Annotated in this window: 18 protein-coding genes and 1 pseudogene; 7 read left to right on the forward strand and 12 right to left on the reverse strand. The window is 57.3% G+C overall.

The features are described 5' to 3' along the window. The 3 genes and pseudogenes from L6639_RS43400 to L6639_RS43650 form a co-directional block, all read right to left on the reverse strand. Nucleotides 1–126: pseudogene (locus tag L6639_RS43400) on the reverse strand (IS5/IS1182 family transposase); the annotation flags it as partial. Nucleotides 127–1,038: 912 nt separating this feature from the next. Further along, the gene (locus tag L6639_RS43645) at nucleotides 1,039–1,290 is read right to left on the reverse strand and encodes a PilZ domain-containing protein (protein WP_377819215.1); all 252 of its coding nucleotides are present in this window, start codon (nucleotides 1,288–1,290) and stop codon (nucleotides 1,039–1,041) included. Then, entirely contained in the window at nucleotides 1,280–1,576 is a 297-nt protein-coding gene (locus L6639_RS43650; RefSeq protein ID WP_377819218.1) for a PilZ domain-containing protein, read from the reverse strand. Before L6639_RS43650 ends, L6639_RS43645 begins: the two co-directional genes overlap by 11 nt. A 1,095-nt stretch (nucleotides 1,577–2,671) precedes the next feature. On the opposite strand from L6639_RS43650, the gene L6639_RS43770 reads away from it, so the two are divergent. Continuing rightward, on the forward strand, nucleotides 2,672–2,884 hold the full coding sequence (locus L6639_RS43770; RefSeq protein ID WP_476727272.1) for a helix-turn-helix domain-containing protein: 213 nt from the start codon (nucleotides 2,672–2,674) through the stop codon (nucleotides 2,882–2,884). Nucleotides 2,885–3,581: 697 nt separating this feature from the next. Here the strand turns inward: L6639_RS43770 and L6639_RS40830 are convergent. Next, nucleotides 3,582–3,944: a hypothetical protein gene (locus tag L6639_RS40830; protein ID WP_237867058.1), complete on the reverse strand. Its 363-nt coding sequence runs from the start codon at nucleotides 3,942–3,944 to the stop codon at nucleotides 3,582–3,584. A gap of 236 nt (nucleotides 3,945–4,180) precedes the next feature. Then, complete coding sequence (locus L6639_RS40835) at nucleotides 4,181–4,405, reverse strand: hypothetical protein (protein ID WP_237867060.1); 225 nt, start codon at nucleotides 4,403–4,405, stop codon at nucleotides 4,181–4,183. A 157-nt stretch (nucleotides 4,406–4,562) separates the two neighbouring features. On the opposite strand from L6639_RS40835, the gene L6639_RS40840 reads away from it, so the two are divergent. Together L6639_RS40840 and L6639_RS40845 are read left to right on the forward strand one after the other, a co-directional pair. Next, nucleotides 4,563–4,778 (forward strand): hypothetical protein, encoded by a 216-nt coding sequence (locus L6639_RS40840; protein WP_237867061.1) that lies wholly within the window; start codon nucleotides 4,563–4,565, stop codon nucleotides 4,776–4,778. Between the two features lie 726 nt (nucleotides 4,779–5,504). After that, nucleotides 5,505–5,738: a hypothetical protein gene (locus L6639_RS40845; RefSeq protein ID WP_237867062.1), complete on the forward strand. Its 234-nt coding sequence runs from the start codon at nucleotides 5,505–5,507 to the stop codon at nucleotides 5,736–5,738. 269 nt (nucleotides 5,739–6,007) lie between these two features. Here L6639_RS40845 and L6639_RS40850 read toward each other — a convergent pair whose 3' ends face one another. The 5 genes from L6639_RS40850 to L6639_RS40870 all read right to left on the reverse strand — a co-directional run bounded on the left by L6639_RS40850 (nucleotide 6,008) and on the right by L6639_RS40870 (nucleotide 11,508). After that, nucleotides 6,008–6,217, reverse strand: coding sequence for a hypothetical protein (locus L6639_RS40850; RefSeq protein WP_237867063.1), 210 nt, complete (start codon nucleotides 6,215–6,217; stop codon nucleotides 6,008–6,010). Nucleotides 6,218–7,046: 829 nt separating this feature from the next. Continuing rightward, on the reverse strand, nucleotides 7,047–7,955 hold the full coding sequence (locus tag L6639_RS40855) for a heme-binding protein (protein WP_237867064.1): 909 nt from the start codon (nucleotides 7,953–7,955) through the stop codon (nucleotides 7,047–7,049). Nucleotides 7,956–8,556: 601 nt separating this feature from the next. Next, complete coding sequence (locus L6639_RS40860) at nucleotides 8,557–8,724, reverse strand: hypothetical protein (RefSeq protein ID WP_237867065.1); 168 nt, start codon at nucleotides 8,722–8,724, stop codon at nucleotides 8,557–8,559. A gap of 838 nt (nucleotides 8,725–9,562) precedes the next feature. Further along, on the reverse strand, nucleotides 9,563–9,763 hold the full coding sequence (locus L6639_RS40865) for a hypothetical protein (protein WP_237867066.1): 201 nt from the start codon (nucleotides 9,761–9,763) through the stop codon (nucleotides 9,563–9,565). 1,466 nt (nucleotides 9,764–11,229) lie between these two features. After that, a complete protein-coding gene (locus L6639_RS40870; protein WP_237867068.1) occupies nucleotides 11,230–11,508 on the reverse strand; it encodes a hypothetical protein in 279 nt (92 codons plus the stop codon). A 970-nt stretch (nucleotides 11,509–12,478) separates the two neighbouring features. Between L6639_RS40870 and L6639_RS40875 the strand changes: the two genes are divergently transcribed. The 3 genes from L6639_RS40875 to L6639_RS40885 all read left to right on the forward strand — a co-directional run bounded on the left by L6639_RS40875 (nucleotide 12,479) and on the right by L6639_RS40885 (nucleotide 18,763). Then, complete coding sequence (locus tag L6639_RS40875; protein ID WP_237867070.1) at nucleotides 12,479–12,895, forward strand: hypothetical protein; 417 nt, start codon at nucleotides 12,479–12,481, stop codon at nucleotides 12,893–12,895. 1,120 nt (nucleotides 12,896–14,015) lie between these two features. Beyond that, the gene (locus L6639_RS40880; RefSeq protein WP_237867071.1) at nucleotides 14,016–16,613 is read left to right on the forward strand and encodes a tetratricopeptide repeat protein; all 2,598 of its coding nucleotides are present in this window, start codon (nucleotides 14,016–14,018) and stop codon (nucleotides 16,611–16,613) included. Further along, nucleotides 16,610–18,763, forward strand: coding sequence for an O-linked N-acetylglucosamine transferase, SPINDLY family protein (locus L6639_RS40885; protein ID WP_237867073.1), 2,154 nt, complete (start codon nucleotides 16,610–16,612; stop codon nucleotides 18,761–18,763). The genes L6639_RS40880 and L6639_RS40885 overlap by 4 nt, the downstream gene beginning before the upstream one ends. 92 nt (nucleotides 18,764–18,855) lie before the next feature. Here L6639_RS40885 and L6639_RS40890 read toward each other — a convergent pair whose 3' ends face one another. Continuing rightward, the gene (locus L6639_RS40890) at nucleotides 18,856–20,664 is read right to left on the reverse strand and encodes a Hint domain-containing protein (protein ID WP_237867075.1); all 1,809 of its coding nucleotides are present in this window, start codon (nucleotides 20,662–20,664) and stop codon (nucleotides 18,856–18,858) included. Nucleotides 20,665–20,994: 330 nt separating this feature from the next. On the opposite strand from L6639_RS40890, the gene L6639_RS40895 reads away from it, so the two are divergent. Then, nucleotides 20,995–21,927, forward strand: coding sequence for a helix-turn-helix transcriptional regulator (locus L6639_RS40895; protein WP_237867076.1), 933 nt, complete (start codon nucleotides 20,995–20,997; stop codon nucleotides 21,925–21,927). Between the two features lie 124 nt (nucleotides 21,928–22,051). Here L6639_RS40895 and L6639_RS40900 read toward each other — a convergent pair whose 3' ends face one another. Then, entirely contained in the window at nucleotides 22,052–23,023 is a 972-nt protein-coding gene (locus L6639_RS40900) for a Hint domain-containing protein (protein ID WP_237867077.1), read from the reverse strand. Nucleotides 23,024–23,044: the final 21 nt, after the last annotated feature.

Consider the following 23,044-nt stretch of genomic DNA (forward strand, 5'->3'; position numbering starts at 1 on the left):
CTCCAGCGTCGACAGCGCCTCGTTCACAATCGTCCGGATCGCTCGCAGCGGATGATCACGCCGGACCCGCGCCTCCAAGTCAACGTAGCTGAACAGCTCGCCCGTTCGAATGTCCCCGCCGCGCACGTTCCATCTCCGAATCTTCTCTTCGGAGCCAATGAATCACCGTCACCGGTCGGCGGCGAGCGCCTTTTTTCAACAGCCTGCTAGGTAGCCGGCGGACGTCAGCGTCCGCGGACGGGAACAGCGCTGCAGTCACTCGTGTTTGGCAAGTTCCGAAAACCCAAACCCGCGGGCGTTCAGCGCCCACCCGGGCGCCCGTCGACCTTTGACGAGCCGCGCCGGGCGGTCTGGGGCGTGTGAAAGGAGCCGCCCGGCGGGGTGTCGTCGACCCGCCCGGAGCGGGACTTGCTTGGAAGATATGTGAGTCGTCGAACTCAAGCACTGCTTTTGTCCGTTCCTGTCGTATTTTGTCCCCAATGTTCCCTCGATGGTTCCCTTCGCGCGCAAGTTTGGCTTGCTCCACTTGCCACGATTTGGCGGACCATGACAGCGGTGGCCGTGTCGTCGACGAACGGATCAGGGTGATGCCATCCGCTTGCAGGCGCTGGAAGCCGCTCTCCTAGAGATCAGGTCGCGAGCGAAACGATTAGCCGTCTCGACGATGATGGTCCGGACTTCGTACAGGAGATTTGCCGCGCTGGATGATCTTGATTTTCTGCCAGGCTTCGACGCGACACTTGCGGTCAGGATAAAACTCGCGCAGCTCAAAAGAAGGGTCCGGAATGGAAGCAGGCGGATGCGCCAGAGGCCGGAACGTCGTGAAGGAGCAGAAAGTAATTGCATCCGTGAGTCGACGACCCAGCGACAGCTCGAACGTGAGACAATATGCGGGACGACGAGAAAAATAGGGACAGATCGATTAGCTCGTCCGGCGCACCGGTCCGACTCTAGCCGCGTAGCGTTCGTAGAGCTGAGCTGATCGCGAGGGGCACTATCAGAAAGCCGCCTAGGCAAGCGATCTCGACGAACGCAACGTTACCAGACAAAAGAAATGCCCACGCAGTCATCTCGCTGCCAGACGAGCCGGCAAGCGAAGCTCGTTCTAAATTGATCGAATGACAGCTCGAATTCTGTCGGCAGTATCGTGACCCTCGGCAAGCAAACTCCGGCGCCAAAAACAGTCAGGTTTTTCATAGTGCAGTGTGTGGACGTCTCTTCACCCGGAATGGAGAGCGAAACGGATTGCTCCAGTATTTTTCGGACGGCTCTTCGTCGCTCAACTGGCATTTGGTTGCTCCTCGCGCGTAGATGGTCCTGCGGCAACCGCAGAGCTCACGAACCTAAGCCCTACAAAGTCGCCCCCGCGCCAAGCCAAGCAGCACGCTAAGGGAAGCAGATTTCCGTCGATGGTCAGGTTTATCTCCAAAGGGACGAACCTAACCCCATTCAGCCAGATGCCAAGTCCACCGACGGAGGCGTCTAGAACGCGGCAGTGCGACAGGACCAATGTGCCAAAAGACACTGTGGCATCGAGATCGACCGAGTGGCGATTGTAGGCTCTTCGCTCCAACATTCGTGTCGCCCGCCAGAAGGCGGGGTCGTCGGCCAAAAAGGACGGCGACCCCTCGCCGCGAAGACGCCGTTACGCGAGACGAAGACGGCTTCGCGACTGCGATCAATATCCGCTCCGTTCTAGGTTTAACGCAATAAAATGGGGTCGTTAGTGTTACTCCTGCGTGCGGACGAGCGCAGCTGCTAAAGATCGATTGAGCGGTTCCAGAATTAACCTCCCGCGGAGACATCAAGCTTAATTCCGGTGCATGCTTGCTGCATTTGCCGAGCACGATACGGTTCTGATTACCGGACATTGCCCCGTCCGGGCTTACCCCAAGGCGAGCCGTCGCACCAAGATATTCGGCGCGGCGGCTCGCTCCCGCCGCGAGGCCCGACGTGCGCAAGCTTGCGTCACTTGTTTGCGGCGTCTGTGTCTGGGTCGCGCTATTGGCGGCAGTCGTCACGACCGTCGCTCGCCTTGAGCGTCGCGCTAATAATATTGTCAAAGCTGAAGGTCGATAGCCTGACTTGGGAAAAGGATGCGTTCAGAACGATCATGAAGGCGTCGTCGTTTGTCATTCGAAACTACAGCACGGTAGACGTGAACGACATCGTCGTGACTTGTAAGCATTCGACGAACTTCGACGAACAGCGGGACGAGCGTCGATAGCAACACCCGGACCCGGACAGTCTACGAAAAGGTCTCTCGCAACTCCTACCAAACTGCGATCGGATTCAATATGGGGTTCATCCATAGCGCAGTATCGCGATCCGCATGTGTGGTCGAAGGATACTCGCCGGCCGAGGAGTTATCGCGGTTGTGTAAGCTCCGCCTCGAAGCATGCGTTTCTGGTGTTGCCACTACTGGCAGCGAGCAACCTTTTCTAAACGGTTCAAGGATATTATTTCGCGGCATGGATCATGAGGACGCATCGGCTTGGCTCGTGCCAGCCCTCAGGCGGAGCTATGCCCGACTAGCGGCGTGGATGGTGCGCGACAATCGTACGCCCGAGCCCAGCCGCTTGCCGGCACCGCCACGGGTCGAGCAGCCCAACCGTTTTCCTGAGAAGCCACGGCGACCGGCGCCGCCGCGTCCTTAATCGTGAGGTTGGGAATGACAAAAAGCCGAGGAATAACGCGACACTGGTCGCGGGAAGAAGAGGCTCGACTGCTCTCGCTCTTCAGTAATGGTGCCACGGGTGAAGAGGTTGGCACTCAGCTGGGACGCTCGCGCCAGGCAGTCTACGCTCGCCTGCAACGCTTTCAAAAGCAGCGAGGCCGAACAAGTAGAACGACTGGAAAGGCCTTCGCGCAGTTGTCGGAATGATCGGGCAACCATGCTTCAACGCAGCCGCGAAAACCTGCTTTAAATCCGGCCTGCCAATAATCTCATCAGCGCCGCTGAACCCGGTCACTGGACGCCAATCGAGACCTTTCGTCGCCTCCGGCAAGATCGAGGCGTTGAAGGCGTACGCGCTGCGATAGGTTCGTTCGCCATATGCGCCTTGCTAAGCGAATTTTTGAAGCCGGTTCATTGGTCTTAGCATCGTGCGAAATCATGTAACCGGGCGGCCGCGGCTGCTCATAATGAGCCTGATCGGCAGGCATGGCTTCGCCTCGCCGAAGAGTGGGAAAAGCTGGCCGAAATGCCAATCTTGAGCAAGGCATCTTCAAGCGGTACGACTGGGCGCCGCTCTTTTATGCTGAATTCCGAAGATGCCCATCTTCCCGCGCTGGTATGCCGGTAATAAGACGTGGGCGGCCCCTTCGACGTTCATTGTTGATGCTGCATAACGGCGTCAGACGGGAGATGGATAAATTTCTGCGAGCCGATTGAGCTGCATAGTGCGCTCTGTTGCGCTAAGCAGCCGTCGCTGGATGACGCTTTGTAACTGCCAGTCTAGCCGATTGAACTGATCGGCCGCCCAGATTTGCGGCCGCGCTCTTCCAAATTGATCTAGAACCCAAACGAAATAGTAGTCGTCCATGCGTCCACGTACCCTTGCAGTCGACTGTGAGCGGTTTTACGCCGCGCCGCGAAGCGGCAATGCCAGCTGTAATTGGAAGTGCTGTGTCCCGTTCGCCTCGATGAAGGCGGGCAACGAGGCAGAAACCTCAGCGTCCGTATCGACTGCCCCTTGAGCGACGGCGCCGGCGACGTCCGACGTCGCGTCTCTTGACCAACCTTCGATCGCGTTGAACGCAATGATCCGAACCGGATAGGTGTATCGGCCCGAGAGAAGACGGCGAAGGACGGTCTCGAGATCAGTGTCCTGTTCGTCGGTCTCGCGCAAAGCGCACCCGGCACGCGCCCCGAAGTCCTCCAATACCAGATAAATGTCACGGTCCAGAGGTTCCAGCGGGACTATCGAAGGCGAGGAACGCATACGCTTGCGCCCGGCGGAGAGATGGCCCCGGCTCGCAGGGGGCTGGGCGAGTATGGGCCGGGGCCGCTCCGCCAGCCCGGCGGCGGGGCCAGCGAGACTTACAAGCCCGGTACCTGGCCGTCGTTCCACACGAAATCGAGGAATATCTGCCGGACGCGATTACAGTCAGCAAAACTTCCACAGAGTGCGAGGTCGGCGGTCTTTCTGCGAGCCGTTCCTTCGGCGCTGGTATTGGGCTAAGGGCTAGGTATTGCGGCAAGGTGTGTATTGCCGTGTTTCTTCACAGTCAGTCGCCTAAGATAAAAGCCCTTGCTTTCGATCGATAACGCAATCTCGACACTAACTTTTTTGATGCGCTTTTTTCTTTTCCGCCACTTTGCTGCTTGGACCGGAATCAATTGGTTTGATCCGCTGCTCACCACTAGGAGTTCGCGCTTATCATTGATGTAGACATCAAACATGATCCACCTCCAACGTGGACTTTCTAACTCTTTTGCGCTGCGGCGGGGTTGTAAATCTACAACAATGCCCGGTTTAGCGGCGGGCAACTCGGAAATCCGCTTCTGTGGATTACGAGGAAAGTCACTCCCATACAGCCACATGAGGGAAAAGCCGTGCTTGATTGTTGTCGATATGTCACGCGTCCGAAAAATCGGTCTTCTAGACCAGTATGAGCAGGCTATCGAGGAAATCGTTGCCGCTTGCGACGGGGACCTTCATGAAGCTCTCAGAGCGTTGATGGCTCTCAACGAACGGCTGGAATTGCAATTGGAGCGCGTGGACGTAGCGCTGGGGCAATCCGAAGACGACGCTGGTCCGCACACATTGCACTGACGAAACTGCCAATTGCACGTTTGCCCACTTCAGCCCTTTCAAGAATTAGCACGCGATAGAGTTTCTGAAACGCCAAGCCAGAACAGCGTGTAGGCGCTCGCCTATTGTTTCTGCAGCGGTTCGCCGGGTCTACGGTCCGGCGACCGGCACTGTTTCGCAATCCTGTCACCGAAGCGGCGACCACGCGGCCCGTGAGAAAGCACTTTTCTGAATTAACCCGCTCGTTGGATGTCAAGCTTAACGAGTGCTTCTTCTTGCGCGTCCCCCTGATGTCCCTATCGTCATGTCCACGAGGTTCATTGCACTTGAACCGGGGGCCCACCAGGGCAAAGCCGTCAGGCGATCATACTCAGCTCGGCGGCTCTGTTCGTCTGAGGATGTACCGATGGTCAGTCACAACAACCAAGCTCGCGCTCTGCGGTATCGGCGGCTGGCGATTGCAGAGCCCGATCCGAAAGCTGCCGCTTTGCTTCGAAAGCTTGCTGACGAGGCCGAAAACGGACTGCTGTGCTCGCCTTCCCCCGCACTGCAACCAGCGGAGAAGGTGAAACCGCCCGAGCCGCCAACGTCAGCCAGATGATCACGGTGCTACAGGCGGGTGGCCATACTCCGTAAGCCTGAGCCGGTATTGTAGCCTAACCTAAGCCAGAAAAGCCGGGTGTTCCCGCTGCTCGCGCCGCCTCGGCCCGGCAAGGCGGCTCACCGGCAACCCAACGCGAACAGCACATGCCCACGATCGCCGGATACACTTTCTGCTTCGTTTCAAAAGGCTTGGTCAGGCAGCTTACGATAGCAATGGCGGACGACATTGAGATCGAGCGAAAGTTGGTAGCAAGGTTCGGTGAGATCGAAATCGTTTCTCGCACCCCTCTTAGCGGAAGAGCACTTCAGCTTATGCGTCTCAAAGATGGCGAGTGGATCGAATGGCTGCCGTTTTCCAAGAAGCGCTCTTCAAGATGAAAAATGCTGCCTCGAGCGGCCCCTTTCGTGCGGGAGGACTATGATGCGATGATGGCGTAGCCGATGCGGGCCGCAAACCGTCCCAAAATCTGGGTCTTGCCGAGTGCTAGTGCGAACTCTGTGGCAGAGCACGCAGCGGTCGTGCTCTTGATGTCGCAAGGCAGACGAAGCGGAGGCCAGCGACCAAGACGACGAAGACCAAAAAGACAAGAAGAGGCTTTCGCCGAGATCCGCCGCGAGCAGCTGCAGCTGAAGAACGAGCGAGAATCCTAGATTAGGTCGAAATGAGGCAGCATCGCGCGCGCGAGCTGCTCGACCTGCTCCGCGTCCTGCCGCGTTCCGCCCGCGCCCACCGCAAGAGTTGCGCTCCAATTACCCGTAGACGCGCGGAATACCGTGACCTGAGACGGACTGTGGCCAAGCTTGCTGGCGATGACGCTCTCCAGCTCCTCGGCCGTCATTTTCATTCTTGTGGACACGCCAAAACGCTCCGGAGTTTTAAACTTGCGGCGGCCCCCTTCTTTGGGTCTCGCTGATGGGGCGACAGGTTCAATCGACGCGGTGGAACTGCCTCACGTTGTCATGGTCGCTGGCAGCAATAATTCGATTACATTTTCAGCGAGCAATACAAGCCTGCCCCTCACAGAGCCAAGCAGTGCCATCAACATCACAGGCAGCAATGATAGTGCCACGATGTCGGCGAGCGGCGCCACGATCGCTGTCGCTCGTAACAGCGAGCGGGGACAATCTCTCCGTTCAATTGCGAGCCAGCAACGACAGGTTCAGCGTTCGGTGCCAACGGCACGATCACGATCAACGACAACGACTGGTATGGCCCGAACGTGTCACCATTTCGCGCGCGTCTGGCACCATCACAGTCACCAGCAATAACTCTTGGGGATACTCCGATCTCGCCACTTCTCTGGCACCAGTGACACGGTCATCGCAACCCATCTTCGCTTCGGTCATTGCCGCCTGCCAAACCTACTGAAACCCGATATCGCGCTTCGGGCGGTGCGGCGGGCGATAGTCGGCAGCATAAGAGTTGGAGATCGCAAGAAAGTCGCTCTTGTTGACGCCCCGAGGGAAGCGGCGGATCTTCAAGCATCCGCTCAATGGCGACCAAACCGACGCAGCTGATGCGCCAAGAATTCTTGATAGTACGGACGGCGCATCATCTGGTCGACCTCGAAAAGATCGATGTCGATACCACCACGCTCAATCACCAGATTGAGCCCGCGACTACGTTCGACCGTCAGGTGTCACGTGCGCGGGAAGCGGCACGCACTTCCCGCGCCATGACAACGATCACTTCACGGGCGGCAGACCGGCGACAGCAGCGTCGGAAGGATTGTTCAGGCACTTCGGATGTCCAAAGCCACTAGCGCTATGGCCGACGCCGCCCTGTCCGTTGGGCGCCTGGCCTGTACCACCGGTGCCGTCAGCGTTCGGAGTGATGTCGAAGATGATGTTGTCGGGATGGGCAGGGTCTGCCACGCCCTTGACGCCCTGTAGTTGGTCGAGCCCAAGAGCATTTCGGACCCGCCACGCCACCATGTGATCGGTGCAGGAAGTGTCGCCGCTAACGCCGACACCGCCCACCTTGGCTCCGTTGCGATAGAGCGCGAGGCCTCCGCCGAATACGTTCACCCCGCCGATACGCAGGCCGACCATCGGGTCATTTGGGGTGCCGAATGATGACCCGCTGGATGGGCCCGGGTTGAAGTTTGCGGTGCTGATGCCACTACTCGAAAAAGGAGGACGGTTGCCATAGGCAGCTGCCGTATCGATCGGATTGCTGTGCTGTAGACCATAAAGGCTGCCCCCGGGTTGCACGGCCGTGAACAGATTGGCAGTCGACAAGGCAAGCCCCGTTGGAAACAGACTGCCGGAAGGTGTCGCATTGTGACCAACACTGAAGTCGTTTGCGGTATTTGCCTTCTGGGCGGAAATCACGCGGCTGCCGAGCCACTGCGAGGTGCCCTGACTGCCCGAGAAAGCAACCGCACATACCGTGCCGTCATTGGCAACCAACGTGCCCCACATATGGAAGCCGAGCCCCCCATTTGCGCCCGCGGCAGGTGTGATGGCGCTGGCAAGCGCGGAACGGAGCTGCGAAAAATCCGGCAGTGCGGAGCAATCCGCAAAGGCCGGCAAAGTCACCATGCTAACGAGAGCGCTAATCGAACACGAGAGAATACGCTGCTTGACATTCATTGTGCTGCTCCTCCGGTGCGATGGGGTGACTAATGACGGAAGCGCAGTCCCATCTAGCCTGCGCGAATTCCAAGAAGAGCGCTGCTTTTCCAGGCCCCCCTTGGAAACTAAAAAGTAAATAGCGGCGACCGTAGTTAAGGAAGGCGCGAGGTTCGTGCGATCAAAAACTTCTCGCGCTTTTCTGAAAGAAGATTTCACCATCACCAGTCTCGTTTCTGAAGACACTTCGTGACAGCAACGGTGACCTAATGATTCTGAGAACCCCAATGTTAAGTCTCAGCGCATACGGAGAGGTTCACGAGTTTTTCTACCGAGTTCGAGATGAGTCATTTTCGACGGCGCCGACCGGATCACCGAGGCTGCCATGAAGGACACATCGGCCAACATTTCGCCGAAACGCAGCGATTCCGGGACGGCGCTCTGTCGATGCTTCGCCACCTACAGCGCACGATAGGATTTTAAACTTGGTCGCCGGCCTCTCAGCGCAATCTTGCAATGACGGGAAGCAGACTTGTCGCGTCCGCCTCAGGCGGGCCGATTAGAGCCCAAATGGCGATGGCCACGACAAGCGCGCTGAAAAAGGTCCACGCTGCCAAACGCATTACGGCATCGCCGCCATAGCTATCAGATCGGCGTCACCGAAGCTTGGACCTCCATATGCAAAAAATATCGATGCGAGCAGCACTACAGAAAACGCAATGTAGCCAAAGATAATCAAGCCGTCATAGCTGCGAACAGAAGACGGCAGCATGGTGTGTGAAATCGCCATGGCCAAATTCCCTATTCAAATTCGCGCTCCGTTGCGCGTCATCATCTTAAGCTTGATCTGCGATCCCCCTGTGAACCACTTCACAGCATCGGCGCACAAATTTCCGTCAATTCCCCTTTGGTTGCCTTTCATACAAATGCTCGCAAAAAATGGCCGCCCCGGTGTATGCCGGGACGGTGCAAAGAATTCGAAGACGTCGAAGGCTATCCAAGCAGGACCACTTCCTTCGGTTGCGAAGCTGCCAACGCGCGTCGACAAAATGCAGCGTTCGCCTCCGTCAAACAAGGCGGCATTCCTCGTAGGCGTACGCCTCAGCCGTACGCATACGACGAAGACCGCCGGATTGACGGATGCGCGCGGGCACGGTCTATGATGGCGTTGGGTGAAGGTCAGGCGGCTTGCTGATCGGTTGGCTTACGTTGAAGGCGTACGCGGTGCGACCAGTCCGCTCGCCATATGCGCCTTGCTCAACGAATTTTTTTAACCCGGTTCATCGATCGAAGCCCTACGCGGAAGCATGGAGAGGGGCAAGCCGACGCAGGATTTAGATTGCTAAGCATTTCAGCCGCGCTGACTAGCAATGATGTCGCGATAACCCTAGCGATCGGGCCGTTATCTCACGTGCATCTTCTCGACTGCGGCATAAAGCAGCATGAAGACTGGCAAGAAAATGAAGAAATAGATCCAAGTGCTCTCCTCTCGTGAGAACTCGCGGTTTGGATCACTCTCAGTTGCATGGGCTACCGTAAACGTCGGTCGGTTGGAACGTCGACGTCGGGCGAAGCGACTTAGTAGTCTCCTAACCGCCGTTTCCGAAGATGGCTGGTCCATTTCTGGCTCAGAGCATGAACGTCAACGGAAATTCGCGCACGCGCTCGATATCGACGTAACCGCGTTCATCGAGCCATTCGTGCGGGCAATAAGCGAGAGACGCAGGATCGATTGTAAGCCCGTCTCGCATGATGGCACGACGTGTCCCCATGCGCTCGAGCCATTGCTTGTTACCATCGGTAGGATCGACGCCAAAGGCGTCATACACGGCTGTATCGTTTGTCAAAACAGTCTCCCAAGGTGCGGAATTAACTTTGCAACAATGAGAACAGGTTATCCGAAGACTGATTTCAGGCAACGATCAATCATTGTTGCGGTGCGAACGCATCGCTCAGCGGCGACCTATTGCAGGCGCCGGCCTTCCTATCCTCGCGATAGGATATGGCGTGTATTGGCTGGTGAGACGCCGTCGAGACTCGAGCCGTCCTCGGTCAGCTCGAAACTTGCGGCTTACTCACGCAGAGATCGACGTTTCGGAGCCTAGCGTTGCCGCGCGTACCTGCCTAAGCTGCAAGGTGCGAGCCATTCCTCAGAATGCCGCTGCATTCCAGACCCTCGAAGATAGGAAAGCCAGAAGCCTTTATGCAGGAATTCCCGACCAATGCGCCCCGGTTCACGCCGGTAAGCATTTCGTCATGTAAGGCAGGAGACTATCGCCAGGACAAAGTCGGCGCCAAGGTCACCCGAACACGCCAAAAACAGTGCGCTGGCGCCAAGAGCAATTGCGATCACTTTAAGTGCAATCATTTTGAAATCCCCTCTAGCACGAACCGTGACAGGTTGGGCCGCGAAAGTTTCGAGCGTACTTCGAGATCTCAGCGAACGATTTCGTGCACGTGGACGTGATGAGCGCGGCAAACTAATTGTCAAACGCAATAGGCCGCAGCCTGGGGACACAGACTGCGGCCCGCACTTTGTCAAAAATTCCGGGTGAAAACGATTTAAGTGAAATATTGCAGCCAGCCCCGGTCGGGAGATGTTATCGCGCCCGCGAGCACTGCATTGTGATTTAAATCACAAATCATATTAATAATTAATCTGATCCATCCGCGCTGAGGGAGAGCCCGCCGGGGCTGGCTGGCTCGCGGGCTCTCCCGAGCCAAGCCGCGTATGTCCCCCACGGCTCGTCCCAAGATATATTCTGGCCGAGTTTTACTAACGGGCGGCAAATGATCTCAACCGAACGGTGGAGATGGTGAGCCGTGCTACAAAGAGGAGCGGTCTGTCAGGATCGCATCTAACGTCTGAAAACTTCCCGCCGACTTCCTTGTCGGCGGGTTTTCTTTTGACACTCCGGCGGTGGGAGTTGCTGCACTTAACCAAGATCAAGAAATCACCTTCCGGCGGTGTCAGAGTGGATTAGAAGAGGCGCCATGTAAGCGTGAGTTGTGTCTGAGCATCATGATTATGTAAAAGCAATACCATATCGAACGATTTGAGCAGGGGGCCAAACGCTGGATTGCTCGCGTCACGCGGACTGACGGTCAGAACATCCGCATAATCATCCCGGCGTCCGAACGTCCTTACCTCGACACGAAGCCAGCGACTTCCGCCGAAGAGGCTGAAGAGCTTGCCAAAGAAGGTATCGACTTCGGCAACATGGTGTAGTCCGCTCCTCAGAATGAGAGCCCACGATCGTTACCCTCCTATTTCACGTCGGCGGGCCTGACGGACTCAGTTCAGCCGTCGCGACACGCTGGCTTCTGTGAGCGCCTCCTGAAGAAGGTTGTCCACCGACTTTGCCAGGAAGGCGCGAAATTCGTCGTAGCGCTTGTCCGCGAGGTCGGGGAGGTGGACGGCAAAATCCCGAGGAATGGTCTGCAGCACGACGTTTGCTGCAGCCTGTGCTTCGGCGGGAGAGCGTATCGCAAATTCATAGGTCACGCGCTTCAGCGCCTTGCTCAGGATCACCATGCTGCCCATGACCAACTCGAAGCCGCTCGTATCATCCATCTGAAAACACCCCTCTTAAATGGCTTGATTGAAGCACGCCGCGAGCGGCTGGTCCATGCCGGACGGGTGCTCGGGCTACCTGTCGCGGACAGGATGCTGCCAGACGCTTGGCTGTTCCTATGGGTTCTCAATTGCGGGTCTCGGCAGGATGGCTTTTTCGGTGCTGTCACTGCCGGCGACCATGATGGACCCGCGCATTCCGCAGGTCGTGCAGACGAACCTCGGCTCAAGCTGCGAGATCCTGATGTCGTCCGGCCATCGGTCGACGTAGTCAGCGGCAAGCTTGACGTTGTGGCTACAGCGATAGTCTTGGCAAAATACGATCAGATCGCGCACGCCTGTTGACCGGAGATCGCCGAGCGTGATCTTGCGCGGCCTCCCATCAGGTTCGGTGCGGTCCTTGTGTCGCGGGCGTGGCATGGCGCCATCGAAACGCGGCACCGACGAGAGTCAAATTGTCGATTATTGTGGTTCGGAAGATGCGCGAGCTACTGCTCCTCGTGGGCGTGGAAAAGCAAACGCCAGCGACGGTTGGGCCGAACCAACCGTTCTGTTGATGCTCGGAATGGGGGCTCGCCCTTCTGCTGATCGCCTTCTGGGGCTTGCATTAAAAAGTATAAGGCGCCCCGAGAATCGCTTTATCTTCAGCTTAGCCAAACCTCACGGGGGAAGCGGGGAATGGTTAGGCCCGGCGCGCGTTCACCGGACAACGACCGCGCCGGGCCGCGAGCATGTCGATTATCAGAATACCGCCGGTTCACGCTGTTAGGCTTGCCAAAAGGCCCCAGCTTCACCAAAGGAAAAGTGAGCTGGGGCTCAAGTCACCTTGTGCACCGGGACCACGGACCTAAACCATCGGGAAAACTTAGCGAGCTCATCATCGTTGCGCGACTGAGATGGCTTTAACTAAGCGTTCACCATAACAGCCCATCCTATCCCCATATTCGGTTCGCGCATGGGGTTCGGGACAATGGCGCAGCACGATTTCAAAAGAGCAGAGAACATAGTCGGTTTTCATAGGCCCGCGCAGATGAATGCTGGCTCTCACGCCCTAGATCTCGTGCATCGAGCTGCAGAAGTATTGAGCGGCATTGAAGAGCAAGCTCGTCAGAGCGAAAGGCGGGCTGTGGCGGCTGAGCGCGCGCACAAAGAATTGCTGACCAACGCTGATCGTAAGCTGATGGAAGCCTCAAAAGCTCTTGAGGAAGCCCAGAAGCGCATTGAGGCGCTGCAAAATCGGGTCACGGCTTTTGAGTGCCGCGCCCAAGCCGCTGAGGCCGAAGCGCATAGCGCGAAACAAGCTCTGGCTTTGGTCGAAGAAGCAATTCGGCGGCGTCTTCTGTTCACCAGCGATGATATGGGCGATCAAATGGCGGCCGTGGCCTAGCTGGCGCGCGCGAAGCACCGCCTGAATGCTGCACCGTTGAGAGCTGGTTGAGACACGATGATCCGCTCATCAATCAGTGGGAGAGCATAATCGATGGGTGAACATCATCCGAGGCCGCAAAGTTCTGATGCACCTAGTCCGGGCATATCGGTAACGACGCCAATGTCCGCCGGCCAGTTGGTCGTTGTGGAGGCCACCGCTGGCCCGCGACTATCCGGTAAGCGTGGTGTGGTCCTCGGGCTAGGTGTAACGCGCACCCGGGTCAGGGTTCTTCTCGATGGCTCCAAGGGTCCAATCACGTTGCATGAGCGGTTTTTGGGGAAGCTTTGAGTTGCCAAGCACTGCTTGGGCTGTTGTTCGCAAGCCACGCCAACGAACCAACTCTGGTCTTGATCGATACGAGCTGGCGGTCGATGAGATCATCGCCGCTTGCGACGCTGATTGGCGCGGTGCGCTCAGAGCGTTGATGCTGCTGAATGAGCGACCGGAGCTGAGAAGCAGATGAGTGCGGCTGCATTAGCGGACGTAACACTGGCATCCGCCCGCGATCGAGTGGCAAGCACGAGGTGGGGTCTCTTCAAGATTGACCCCTACGGCAAGCAACCGGCGATCAACATCGCGCCTCACGGCTTCGCATTGCCACGACTTTCCGGCAGTTTCCTTTTTCAACGAATCGCGAATGGCAATTCCGCATTCCCAGGGCGCGCCATTTAGATCAAGGCGGAATTGGTCGATCTCGGGGGCATCCATATCGAGGATGCGATGGTATCGCCATCGACGATTTCCGTCGGGATCCCTGTTAGCGAATTCTCAGCTAAGGCCGCTGATGAGAGCAATACTGCAAAAAGCCCACCCAGCACTCTCCCATACATATCGCCCCCTTGGAAATCATCGATGCCATACGGGTTTTCAGCAAAGTATATTCTTTCATTTAGAAAGACCCAGCTGGGCAAGGCCAAATCCTGCCGGCGGCGGCCCGCAAAATGCAGGGTCCACCGCCATTTTCCGATTCAATTAGGTTATTAATTCGAAACACAGCGCCTCGGAGCACAGAAAAGGCGGCATGAATAGCGTCTCGACGAGCGTGTGCCGCGAATGCTAAAATTCGGAAAACACTGCGATGTCGCCGGTGACGGGCGTCGTACACGTGCACCTGATCAAAAGGCAGGCGGCACTCACCCCACCGAAGACCGCAGCTGTACACCATTCAACCTATTTTACTGATGCGAAGCCCGGAAATCTTCGCGGATACGGGATATTCAGGATACCTTCCGAGGCCCTCCCCGACCATCATGAGAGACCTTCAGCAGCAATGGACCAATTATCTTTGAAAGAAGTGTTGCGGAAAGGCATCTCCCTTTTTGGCGAGGGGCGCCATAACGACGCTGAAGCCTTCTTTGTAGCAGCCATCGGGGTCGAGCCTGCGAACGCCGCCGCGTTACATCACCTTGCAATTATTGAGCATCGGCGGCGGCGTCACGGCGAAGCCCTGGCGTTGATCGAGCGAGCAATTGCCGCAGGCAGTGATGCCTCACTGTTCAACAGTCGGGCAAACATTCTTGTTGCACTTGGTCGAACCCAAGATGCGTTGGACTCGTTCAGCGAAGCCATCGCGGCTAAGGCCGGCTATGGACCCGCCTTGAAAGGAAAGGGGGTGATGCTTTTGGACGGAGGGGACCCTGCGTCCGCTCTGAATTGCTTCCGTGAAGCCCTGCGTAATTCTCCCGGAGACGCCGACCTTCATAATCTCAACGGCAAGGCGCTTCGATCGCTGAAGCGACTGACCGAAGCGCTCGAATCCTTTGAGGCCGCCTGCTCGCTAAGACCGGATTTTCTGGACGCCCTCAATAATTGCGCGGTGGTCCTCAATGAGCAGGAGAAGTACGCGGATGCCATCGGATATATGGATCGCGTCCTGGCCACCGACGAAACAATTGCCGAGACCCACAACAATCGTTCTTTCGCGCTCATTCATTTGAAGCGCCATGAAGAAGCCCTCGAAAGCGCGGCTCGAGCCATTGAGCTCAAGCCCAACTATATTAACGCATTGAGGAACAAGGCTTCAGCCCTGGTGGGCCTTTCCCGCCGCGACGAAGCACTTTTGGTGTGTCAGACAATCCTGAGTATGACAGCCGATGATTGCGATGCACTCGTTCTCTCCGGAATGATCCTGAACGATTTAAAGCGATTTGAGGAAGCCGCAGCCCCTCTCGATCGGGCCGTGACCGTGCGTCCGGGCATGGCCGAGGCTCACAACAGTCTCGGCAACTCATATCGTGGACTTGGGCAGCACACGCGTGCTCTCGTCTCTTATGGGAAGGCCAGCGCTCTCGAGCCAATGTCAGCCGCCTTCGTGAACAATGTCGCGACCACTTTGCTGGACTTGGGTCGACCAGCGGAGGCTTTGGAGTTGTTCGAACGCGCATCTGAATCGAAGCCTGGTTCTGCAGAAATCTGCAACAACCGGGGCAACGCATTGGCCGCGCTGAAGCGATTCCAGGATGCTGCTTCGTGGTTCGAGAAAGCGATCGAACTAAAGCCGACGTTCGCGGCGGCCTACAACGGCCGTGGCCACGCCCTTTTTCAGCTTGGGTTTCCTGAACTAGCCATCAGATGCTTCGAACAGGCGGCATCGCTTCAGCCGGACGCCCCGTCTACGCTGAATAATCTAGGTTATGGTCTCAAGATGACCGGGCGCATTGATGATGCACTGAAGCGTTTTGAGGCCGCCCAGATGGCGGCCCCCGCACATCCCGACGCAAATTTCAACGAATCTCTCACACGGCTTTTGTTGGGCGATTTCGAAAGGGGATGGGCAAAGTACGAATGGCGATGGAAGGTGGACAGGCGCGACGAACTCCAAGCGAAATTCAGCAAGCCGCGCTGGCTTGGGCTTGAGGACCTCAGGGACAAAACGATCCTGCTCTATTCCGAGCAAGGTTTTGGCGATACCATTCAATTCTGCCGGTATGCGAACCTCATCAGGGCACGTGGAGCGACGGTGATCCTCGCAGTTGAGACGCCGCTAGTTCCTTTGCTGTCAACGCTTCCGCACGGGTACGAGATCGTCGACAAGGACGGTGCACTTCCTGATCATGATTTTTGCTCGCCCTTACTTAGCCTTCCGCTCGCATTAGGTACACGGCTATCCACCATCCCGGCTGACACACCTTATCTGACTGCAGATCCGGACAAGGTTGAACGTTGGCGCGCTCGGCTCGGTCAAGAGGGCAAGCTGCGCATCGGAATTGTGTGGTCAGGAAATCCCCTGCATCGGCTCGACCGAGACAGATCCTTCGGGCTCGAGCAACTGTTGGGTCTGCTAAGTCCGGACGTTGAGCTCGTTAGCCTGCAGAAAGACATTTCAAGCAAGGACCGCCTTGTTCTCGATCAGCTGTGCATCATGCATTTCGGGGACGAACTCAACGACTTTTCCGATACTGCCGGGCTTGCTGCCACCCTGGATCTGGTCATCTCGGTTGACACAAGCATTGCGCATCTCGCCGGCGCGATCGGGCAGCCCGTGTGGATCTTGCTTCCGTACATTCCGGACTGGCGTTGGCTTTTGGGTCGGGACGATAGTCCGTGGTACCCAACAGCGCGTCTATTCCGGCAGACCCGCCCCGGAGACTGGGAAGAGGTTATGGCGCGCGTCTTGCTCGCCCTGAAGCAAAGAGTTGCTGAACGCCCCGGCGGCTCGGCCAGTTCACCCCTATGACCCCCGGTCGGTCGGTTGAAGCGGCCATCAAGCTGCATCAGGCAGGTCAGCTCGCGGAGGCCGAGGCAATCTATGCTGCCCTGCTTGCCGACGAGCCCAATCACGTGGACGCGCTTCACTATCTTGGAGTTCTGCGGCATCAGCAAAATCGCACGTCCGAGGCGCTGGTCCTCCTGGATCGGGCATCGGCCGCAACCCAGGCCACTGCCTTTCATCACTCGAACTACGCCGTCATCCTTCATAAGATCGGCCGCCTCAACGACGCTCTTGCCCTGACCGATCGAGCGCTATCGATCCGGCCAGACCTCGTCCAGACGTTATGCAATCGCGGAAACGTGCTTACCGATCTCGGCCGGCCGGACAAAGCCGTGGAGTCGTACAACAGAGCGATTCGACTCAAGCCAGACTACGCTGACGCACATACCAATCGTGGCAATGCACTGCGCCTGCTGAAAGATTTCGCTTCCGCGCTGGAAAGTTATGACCTCGCGGTTAAGTTCGCGCCGACGCTCGCTGACGCACACAATAATCGCGCCAATACTCTTGCCGACCTGAACCGCCTTGAAGCGGCCCTTGAAAGCTACGACAGGGCCATAGCCTTATCGCCGGCCCATGTCCTGGCGATCTGCAATCGCGCCAGCGTGCTCAAGCGATTGGGACGACTGGATGAGGCATTGGCCGGCTACGATCTTGCGCTCGAATCGGCTCCCCTCCACTTTGACGCGCTTCTCGGCCGCGGGCACGCGCTCGCCGCACTCGACAGGGACGACGAGGCGATCGCGAGTTACGAGCGCGCACGCTCAGTTAGGCCCGGATCGCCCTACGCTCTTGACGCGCTCGCGATGTGCGCACGAGCGGCTTGCGACTGGAACAGAACTTCGGACCTGGAATTCGCGTTGATAGACGCTGTGAATTCCGGCGATGCCGCACCCTCACCATTTACGTTCCTCACCTACTGCGACGACCCGGCTCTTCAACTCAAATGCGCGCAGATGTTCGCCGAACAAACGCTACCTGTTTGGCAGCCCGTTCGATCGAGAACAGCCGCCGTGTCGGATAGGATCAGGATCGCATACCTGTCTGCGGACTTCCACGAACATGCAACGGCCTACCTTGCGGCCGAACTATTCGAGCGACACGATCGCTCGCGCTTTGAAATCGTCGGCATTTCCTATGGAAAGAACGATGGCAGTGCCACGCGCAACCGACTGGTCGCGGCGTTTGACCGTTTCGAGAACGTGCCGGAGAAGAGTGATCAGGAGATTGCCGCGCGGGTCAGCGAACTGGATGTTCACATAGCGGTTGACCTAAAAGGACACACAGCCGATTCACGCCTCGGGATTTTTGGCTATCGACCAGCCCCCATTCAAGTGAGCTATCTCGGCTATCCCGGCACCGCGGGCGTCGACTTCTTCGATTATGTGATTGCCGATCGCTTTGTTCTGCCGTTCGACCAGCAACCATTCTTTACCGAGAGAATTGTTCACCTGCCTGACAGCTATCAGGTCAACGACTCAAAGCGGGTCATTGCAGACAGCACTTCCTCCCGGGAGGAAGAGGGCCTTCCTGCCGAAGGCTTTGTATTCTGCTGCTTCAACAACAACTACAAGATAACCAAGACCGTTTTCGATATATGGGGCCGGATTCTTCAGGCGACGCCCGGCAGCGTTCTTTGGCTCCTGCGTGGCAATCATGCGGCAGCAAGGAACCTCAACCGAGAGGCCTCCATTCGCGGTGTCAACCCTGACCGCCTCGTCTTTGCCGAGCGCAAGCCGCTCGATCAGCACCTCGCGCGACACCGGCACGCTGATCTCTTCCTCGATACGCTACCGGTGAATGCGCATACGACCGCGAGCGATGCGTTGTGGGCCGGCCTGTCCGTCCTGACATGCCGCGGCCGAAGCTTCGCAGGCCGGGTTGCTTCCAGCCTGCTCCACGCTGCCGGACTTCCAGAGCTCATCACAGATGATCTTGCGCAATACGAGCAAATGGCGCTTCGTCTTGCCCGCGACCCGGAGCTGCTGGGCGTCTATCGTGCCCGCGCGAACAGCGAGCGCCAAGCCTGCGCTCTCTTCGACACCGGCCGTTTCGTTCGCAACCTCGAAAAGGCTTATGTCCGAATGCTGGACCAGCAGCTGCTGGAGAGTTGATAAGTCTCAGATGATGTAACAGACGCCCCACAAAGAAAAACGGCGGCGCCTCTGGGCGCCGCCGCTGAAACTTGTCCTCGGTCGTATTGCTGTTAGGCCACGTCGGCCTCGGACGCATGGTAGCCGAGCTCCTGGGCGACCGCCGCGAGCCTCACGCGAATGGCGACCGGAACCTGCCGATGAGCCTTGGCACGGGGATAGGGCAGCTCCTCAATCACCTTACCCTCCGGGTAGAGCGCCTGATGCTCAGCCCAGTTGTCGAAGGCAAGACGATCGACGTTGTCGACGAACGTTTCGGCCGGCGTGTTCTCTGCCAGAACGAGCGAATGATCATCGAGTTCAACGTGATAGTAGGTGAAGACCTGAGGAACGTTGTTCTCGCGTGTGATCGAGCTTCCGTTCACCAAGGCACCTGCCTGGATCAACGCACCATCGACCAGGATCGCGTGATCGGGGGAGATCAGGAGGTCGCGCGCAGGGATGTTGTGCCCCAAGGCACTCGCCTTGATGCGAACCGGCAGCACGCGGAGGGGATCACCAAACACGGTCGAAACCGTCTGCCGGCCGAGCCAGGTGACGGGCATCATCCGACCATCGTGAGTGGCAACCAGATCGCCGCGCTTCAGGCTTTCAACGGCGACTTCGCCGCTCGGGATACGGACCATCGTGCCGGCCATGAAGCAGATAACGACCTGCGCATTTGCCGGATCTGCGAAGCTCAAATACTCCACAGAGTCATTGCTGGCCGTGTTCGAACCGTTCCAATAAATTGTGTCCGTACCGTCGGGAGAGCCCGCGCGATTGTCCGTCACAGTGAAGAAATGACCCGCAGCACTGTAGGTGACAGTGTAGTCGGAACGATTGCCGCTGAAGACAGCGGTGTCGCTACCCGTTCCGCCGTGGATGATGTCGTTACCAGCTCCGCCGGTCAACGTATCGTTGCCACCATTGCCATTGAGCGTGTCGCTCCCGGCGCCGCCGGTCAGCGCATTGGCCGCGCTATCGCCGTTGATCGTGTCGTTGCCAGAACCACCGATGAAGTTCTCGATATTGGCGATCGTGTCCGACAAGGTTGTGGTCGACCCGGAGCCCGTAACAACGGCAGCAGTCGACGTATTCAACGTGACGGTGAGGCCAGCCGTATAATTCGAGTAGTCGGCCGTATCCGTTCCGGAACCGCCATTCAGGACGTCGCGTGCGTTATCGACGCTCAACACGAACGTGTCGTTACCCGATCCGCCCGTCAGCGAATCGCCGAGCGTTCCGCTTGTAATCGTGAACCCTTCGGTTTGATTGGCCAGCGACAGACTTACGGCACTCGTCGCCCCAACGGTGGAGATGTTCTCGACACCCGTGAGGTTGGTATTCCCGAGCGAATTGAGCTGTGTCGAAGTTGATTTCAAAACAAGGGTGTCGGTACCGCTGCCAAGATTAATGTTGGCAGAGGTGCCGGGCGCACTCAGAATGTTGTTTAGCTGCGCACCGGTCAACGTGAGCGTGTCGGCGCCGGTCGTGCCATTGATATTGATGATGTCAATGCTCGACAGGGTCGCGGAGGTACCGCCGGAAATGTCAACTGCACCGCTAACATTGATATTTAGCGTATCGGTATCAGTGCCGGATCCCAGATTGACGCTGGAAAGTGCCGCGAGCTGCTGCGCGGTGATCGTGACGGTATCGCTGCTGCTGTTCGCTGACTGCGTGATATTCTCGATGCTGGAGAGCGTGACGCCAGAAAGGTCGATCGTCTCGTTACTGGAGCCGAGGGCGATCGTGTCGGTACCGTTACCTCCGTTGACGACGTCGCCGGCCTGGGCTGTCCCTGTAGCGAACACAAAAGTGTCGGCGGAAGTGGTTCCGTTCAGCGTCTGAACAGCCGTCGTTGCGGTAAATGTCGCCATTTAAATCTCCAAAAACTACAGCGCGTTAATTTCGCACCAACAATCAATTAACAGAGCGTAGATTTTTGCTTACCAATCCCAGAAAATCCCATCAATCGCGGAATCAAACAATTAAACTACCCGCAAACTTTATGAGACATAATATGGTAAAATGGAACAAAATGCAATTATAGTGAGATGATTTTCACCAGTTTCGCTTGCGGTTAGGGCATGAAAACTCCCACACATTCCTATCGGATCGAATGGCCCCGCGAGGAGCGAACGATTCCTCTCGCCGCGTGGCGACAACTTGTAGGAGCAGTCTTTGACATTGCAGCCGAACCACCCGAGATGGCCAGCTTCGCGGGCGCTTTCGCCGCCTTGGCAACCAGTCACTATGTCCTGACAAAGACTTCGGCTTCAAAAATAACCCTGCTACGGACATTGGACACAATCTCTCGCTCCAAGCTGGATCAGTTCTCGATCACTCTGGTGACCTCTGGTACGACCGCAGGAATCTCGGGTTCAATCGACATGGTCGCCGAAGCGGGCGATGTATTCATCTCTGACATGTCGCAGACCATGACTCGTCAGATATCGGTACATGGCGAGCCGACGGGCGAGCTTACCCTCTGGGTTTCGCGGCGCCGGTTTCTTACATCGATTGGCGACGAGACCGCATTGCATGGCCTGGTACTGAAGAAGTCGTCTGCAGCGGCATCGGTCATTGGCGCCGCCCTGAATTCACTCGCTGAAATCGCAGCTAAAGTGCCCCAGAGCGAGGTCGACGCGGCAGCAAGCGGCCTTGTCGAACTTGTCGCTCGCGCGATTGTGCCCCGCTTGGAGGCAGCGAAGCCCCTGATATCGGCGTCTCCCTCCGCGCCCGTCATAACGATCCGACGATATATCGATCGAAACTTGAGATCAGCGACATTAGACGCAAATTCAATCGCGAAGACATTTGGCTTGTCCCGGGCTACGCTCTATCGGCTGTTCGAACCGATCGGCGGCGTTGCGGGATACATCCGCAAGGCACGGCTGGATCACGCCTACCAGCAGATTGCCGCGATCGAACATTCCGACCGGCGAATTGGACAAATTGCCTACGGCCTGGGCTTTAAGAACGTCAGCAGCTTTAACCGCCTCTTTCAAAGCACCTATGGAATAACACCCCGCCAGGCGCGGAAGAGAGCCGCCAGAGGGCCTGCAGATAACGTTCTCAAGGCCGAAGGAGGTGGGGAGAATTCACTGAGCAAATGGCTCGCACAGATCAACGCTGCATAATCACGGCGTTCGGCTCCTGCACCATCAACCGAGTTAACTGCACAAAGAATCAGAGCGGCCACCTGCGACGATGAAGCGAACTTCAACGCCCGGTGGCCGCTCAGGCAACGACCAAGTCGCTCAATCAGGCGACCGACTGCTCAACAGTCGTCATTCTCATCGACTGCGCTCTCGCAGCGAGCATTACGCGGATCCTGACAGGCACCTGACGATGCGACTTTGCTCGCGGATACGGCAATTCCTTCACCGGCTTGCCGTCCGGATACAGCGCTTGATGCTCGGCCCAATTGTCGAAGCCCAGGCGGTCGACGTTGTCGATGAACGTCTCAGCAGGCGTGTTCTCTGCCAGGATCAGAGAATGGTCGTCCACCTCAACATGGTAGTAGGTGAAGACCATCGGGACGTCGGTTTCTTGGCAAATTGAGGAGCCATTGACGAGCGCTCCAGCCTGGATCAATGCGCCATCGACCAACACCGCATGGTCCGGCGACACCAGAAGATCACGCGCAGGAACGTGTTCTCCAAGTGCTCCCTCGCGAATCCGGATTGGAAGGACGCGTCCTCGATCGGCGAACCTGAGCGAGACCGTCTGCTTGCCGAGCCAATCAACCGCAACGGCACGCCCGTCATGGGTGAGCACCAGATCGCCCCGCTGCAACGTCTCAACGGCAACCTCGCCGCCGGGCGTATGCACCATGGTGCCGGCCATGAAGCAGAAGGTGACCTCGGCACTTGTGTCGACGTTGGTCAACCTGCCGTGTTGGCCATTTAAATTGCCACTATAAGCCGTGTCGGTGAGGAAGAAGTAGTTGCCTTGGTTGTCCTGGATGATGATGCCGGTATGGCCGGACAGGTCGGCTGTGCCAACAAAAGTATATTTATTCCCGTTGCTGAGATTTCCGCTCGCAACGTCTTTAATTTTAACCTTGTCCCCGTGGCTGAGGGGATCGTCACCAGACTGGTCAATAGCCTTCACGCCGATTGCGACCGGGTCGACGCCCGGGGAGTTAGTATTGGAATCGACCAGTTTGTAAGTCCCGCCAGTTTTTACCAACTGGTACGCGTAATTAAATTCTTCACTCGTTTTCGTCGTCATCTTAGAAACCCTCGACGTCCA

The organism is Bradyrhizobium zhengyangense (genome assembly GCF_022012555.1).
GTDB classification, from domain to species: Bacteria; Pseudomonadota; Alphaproteobacteria; order Rhizobiales; family Xanthobacteraceae; genus Bradyrhizobium; species Bradyrhizobium zhengyangense.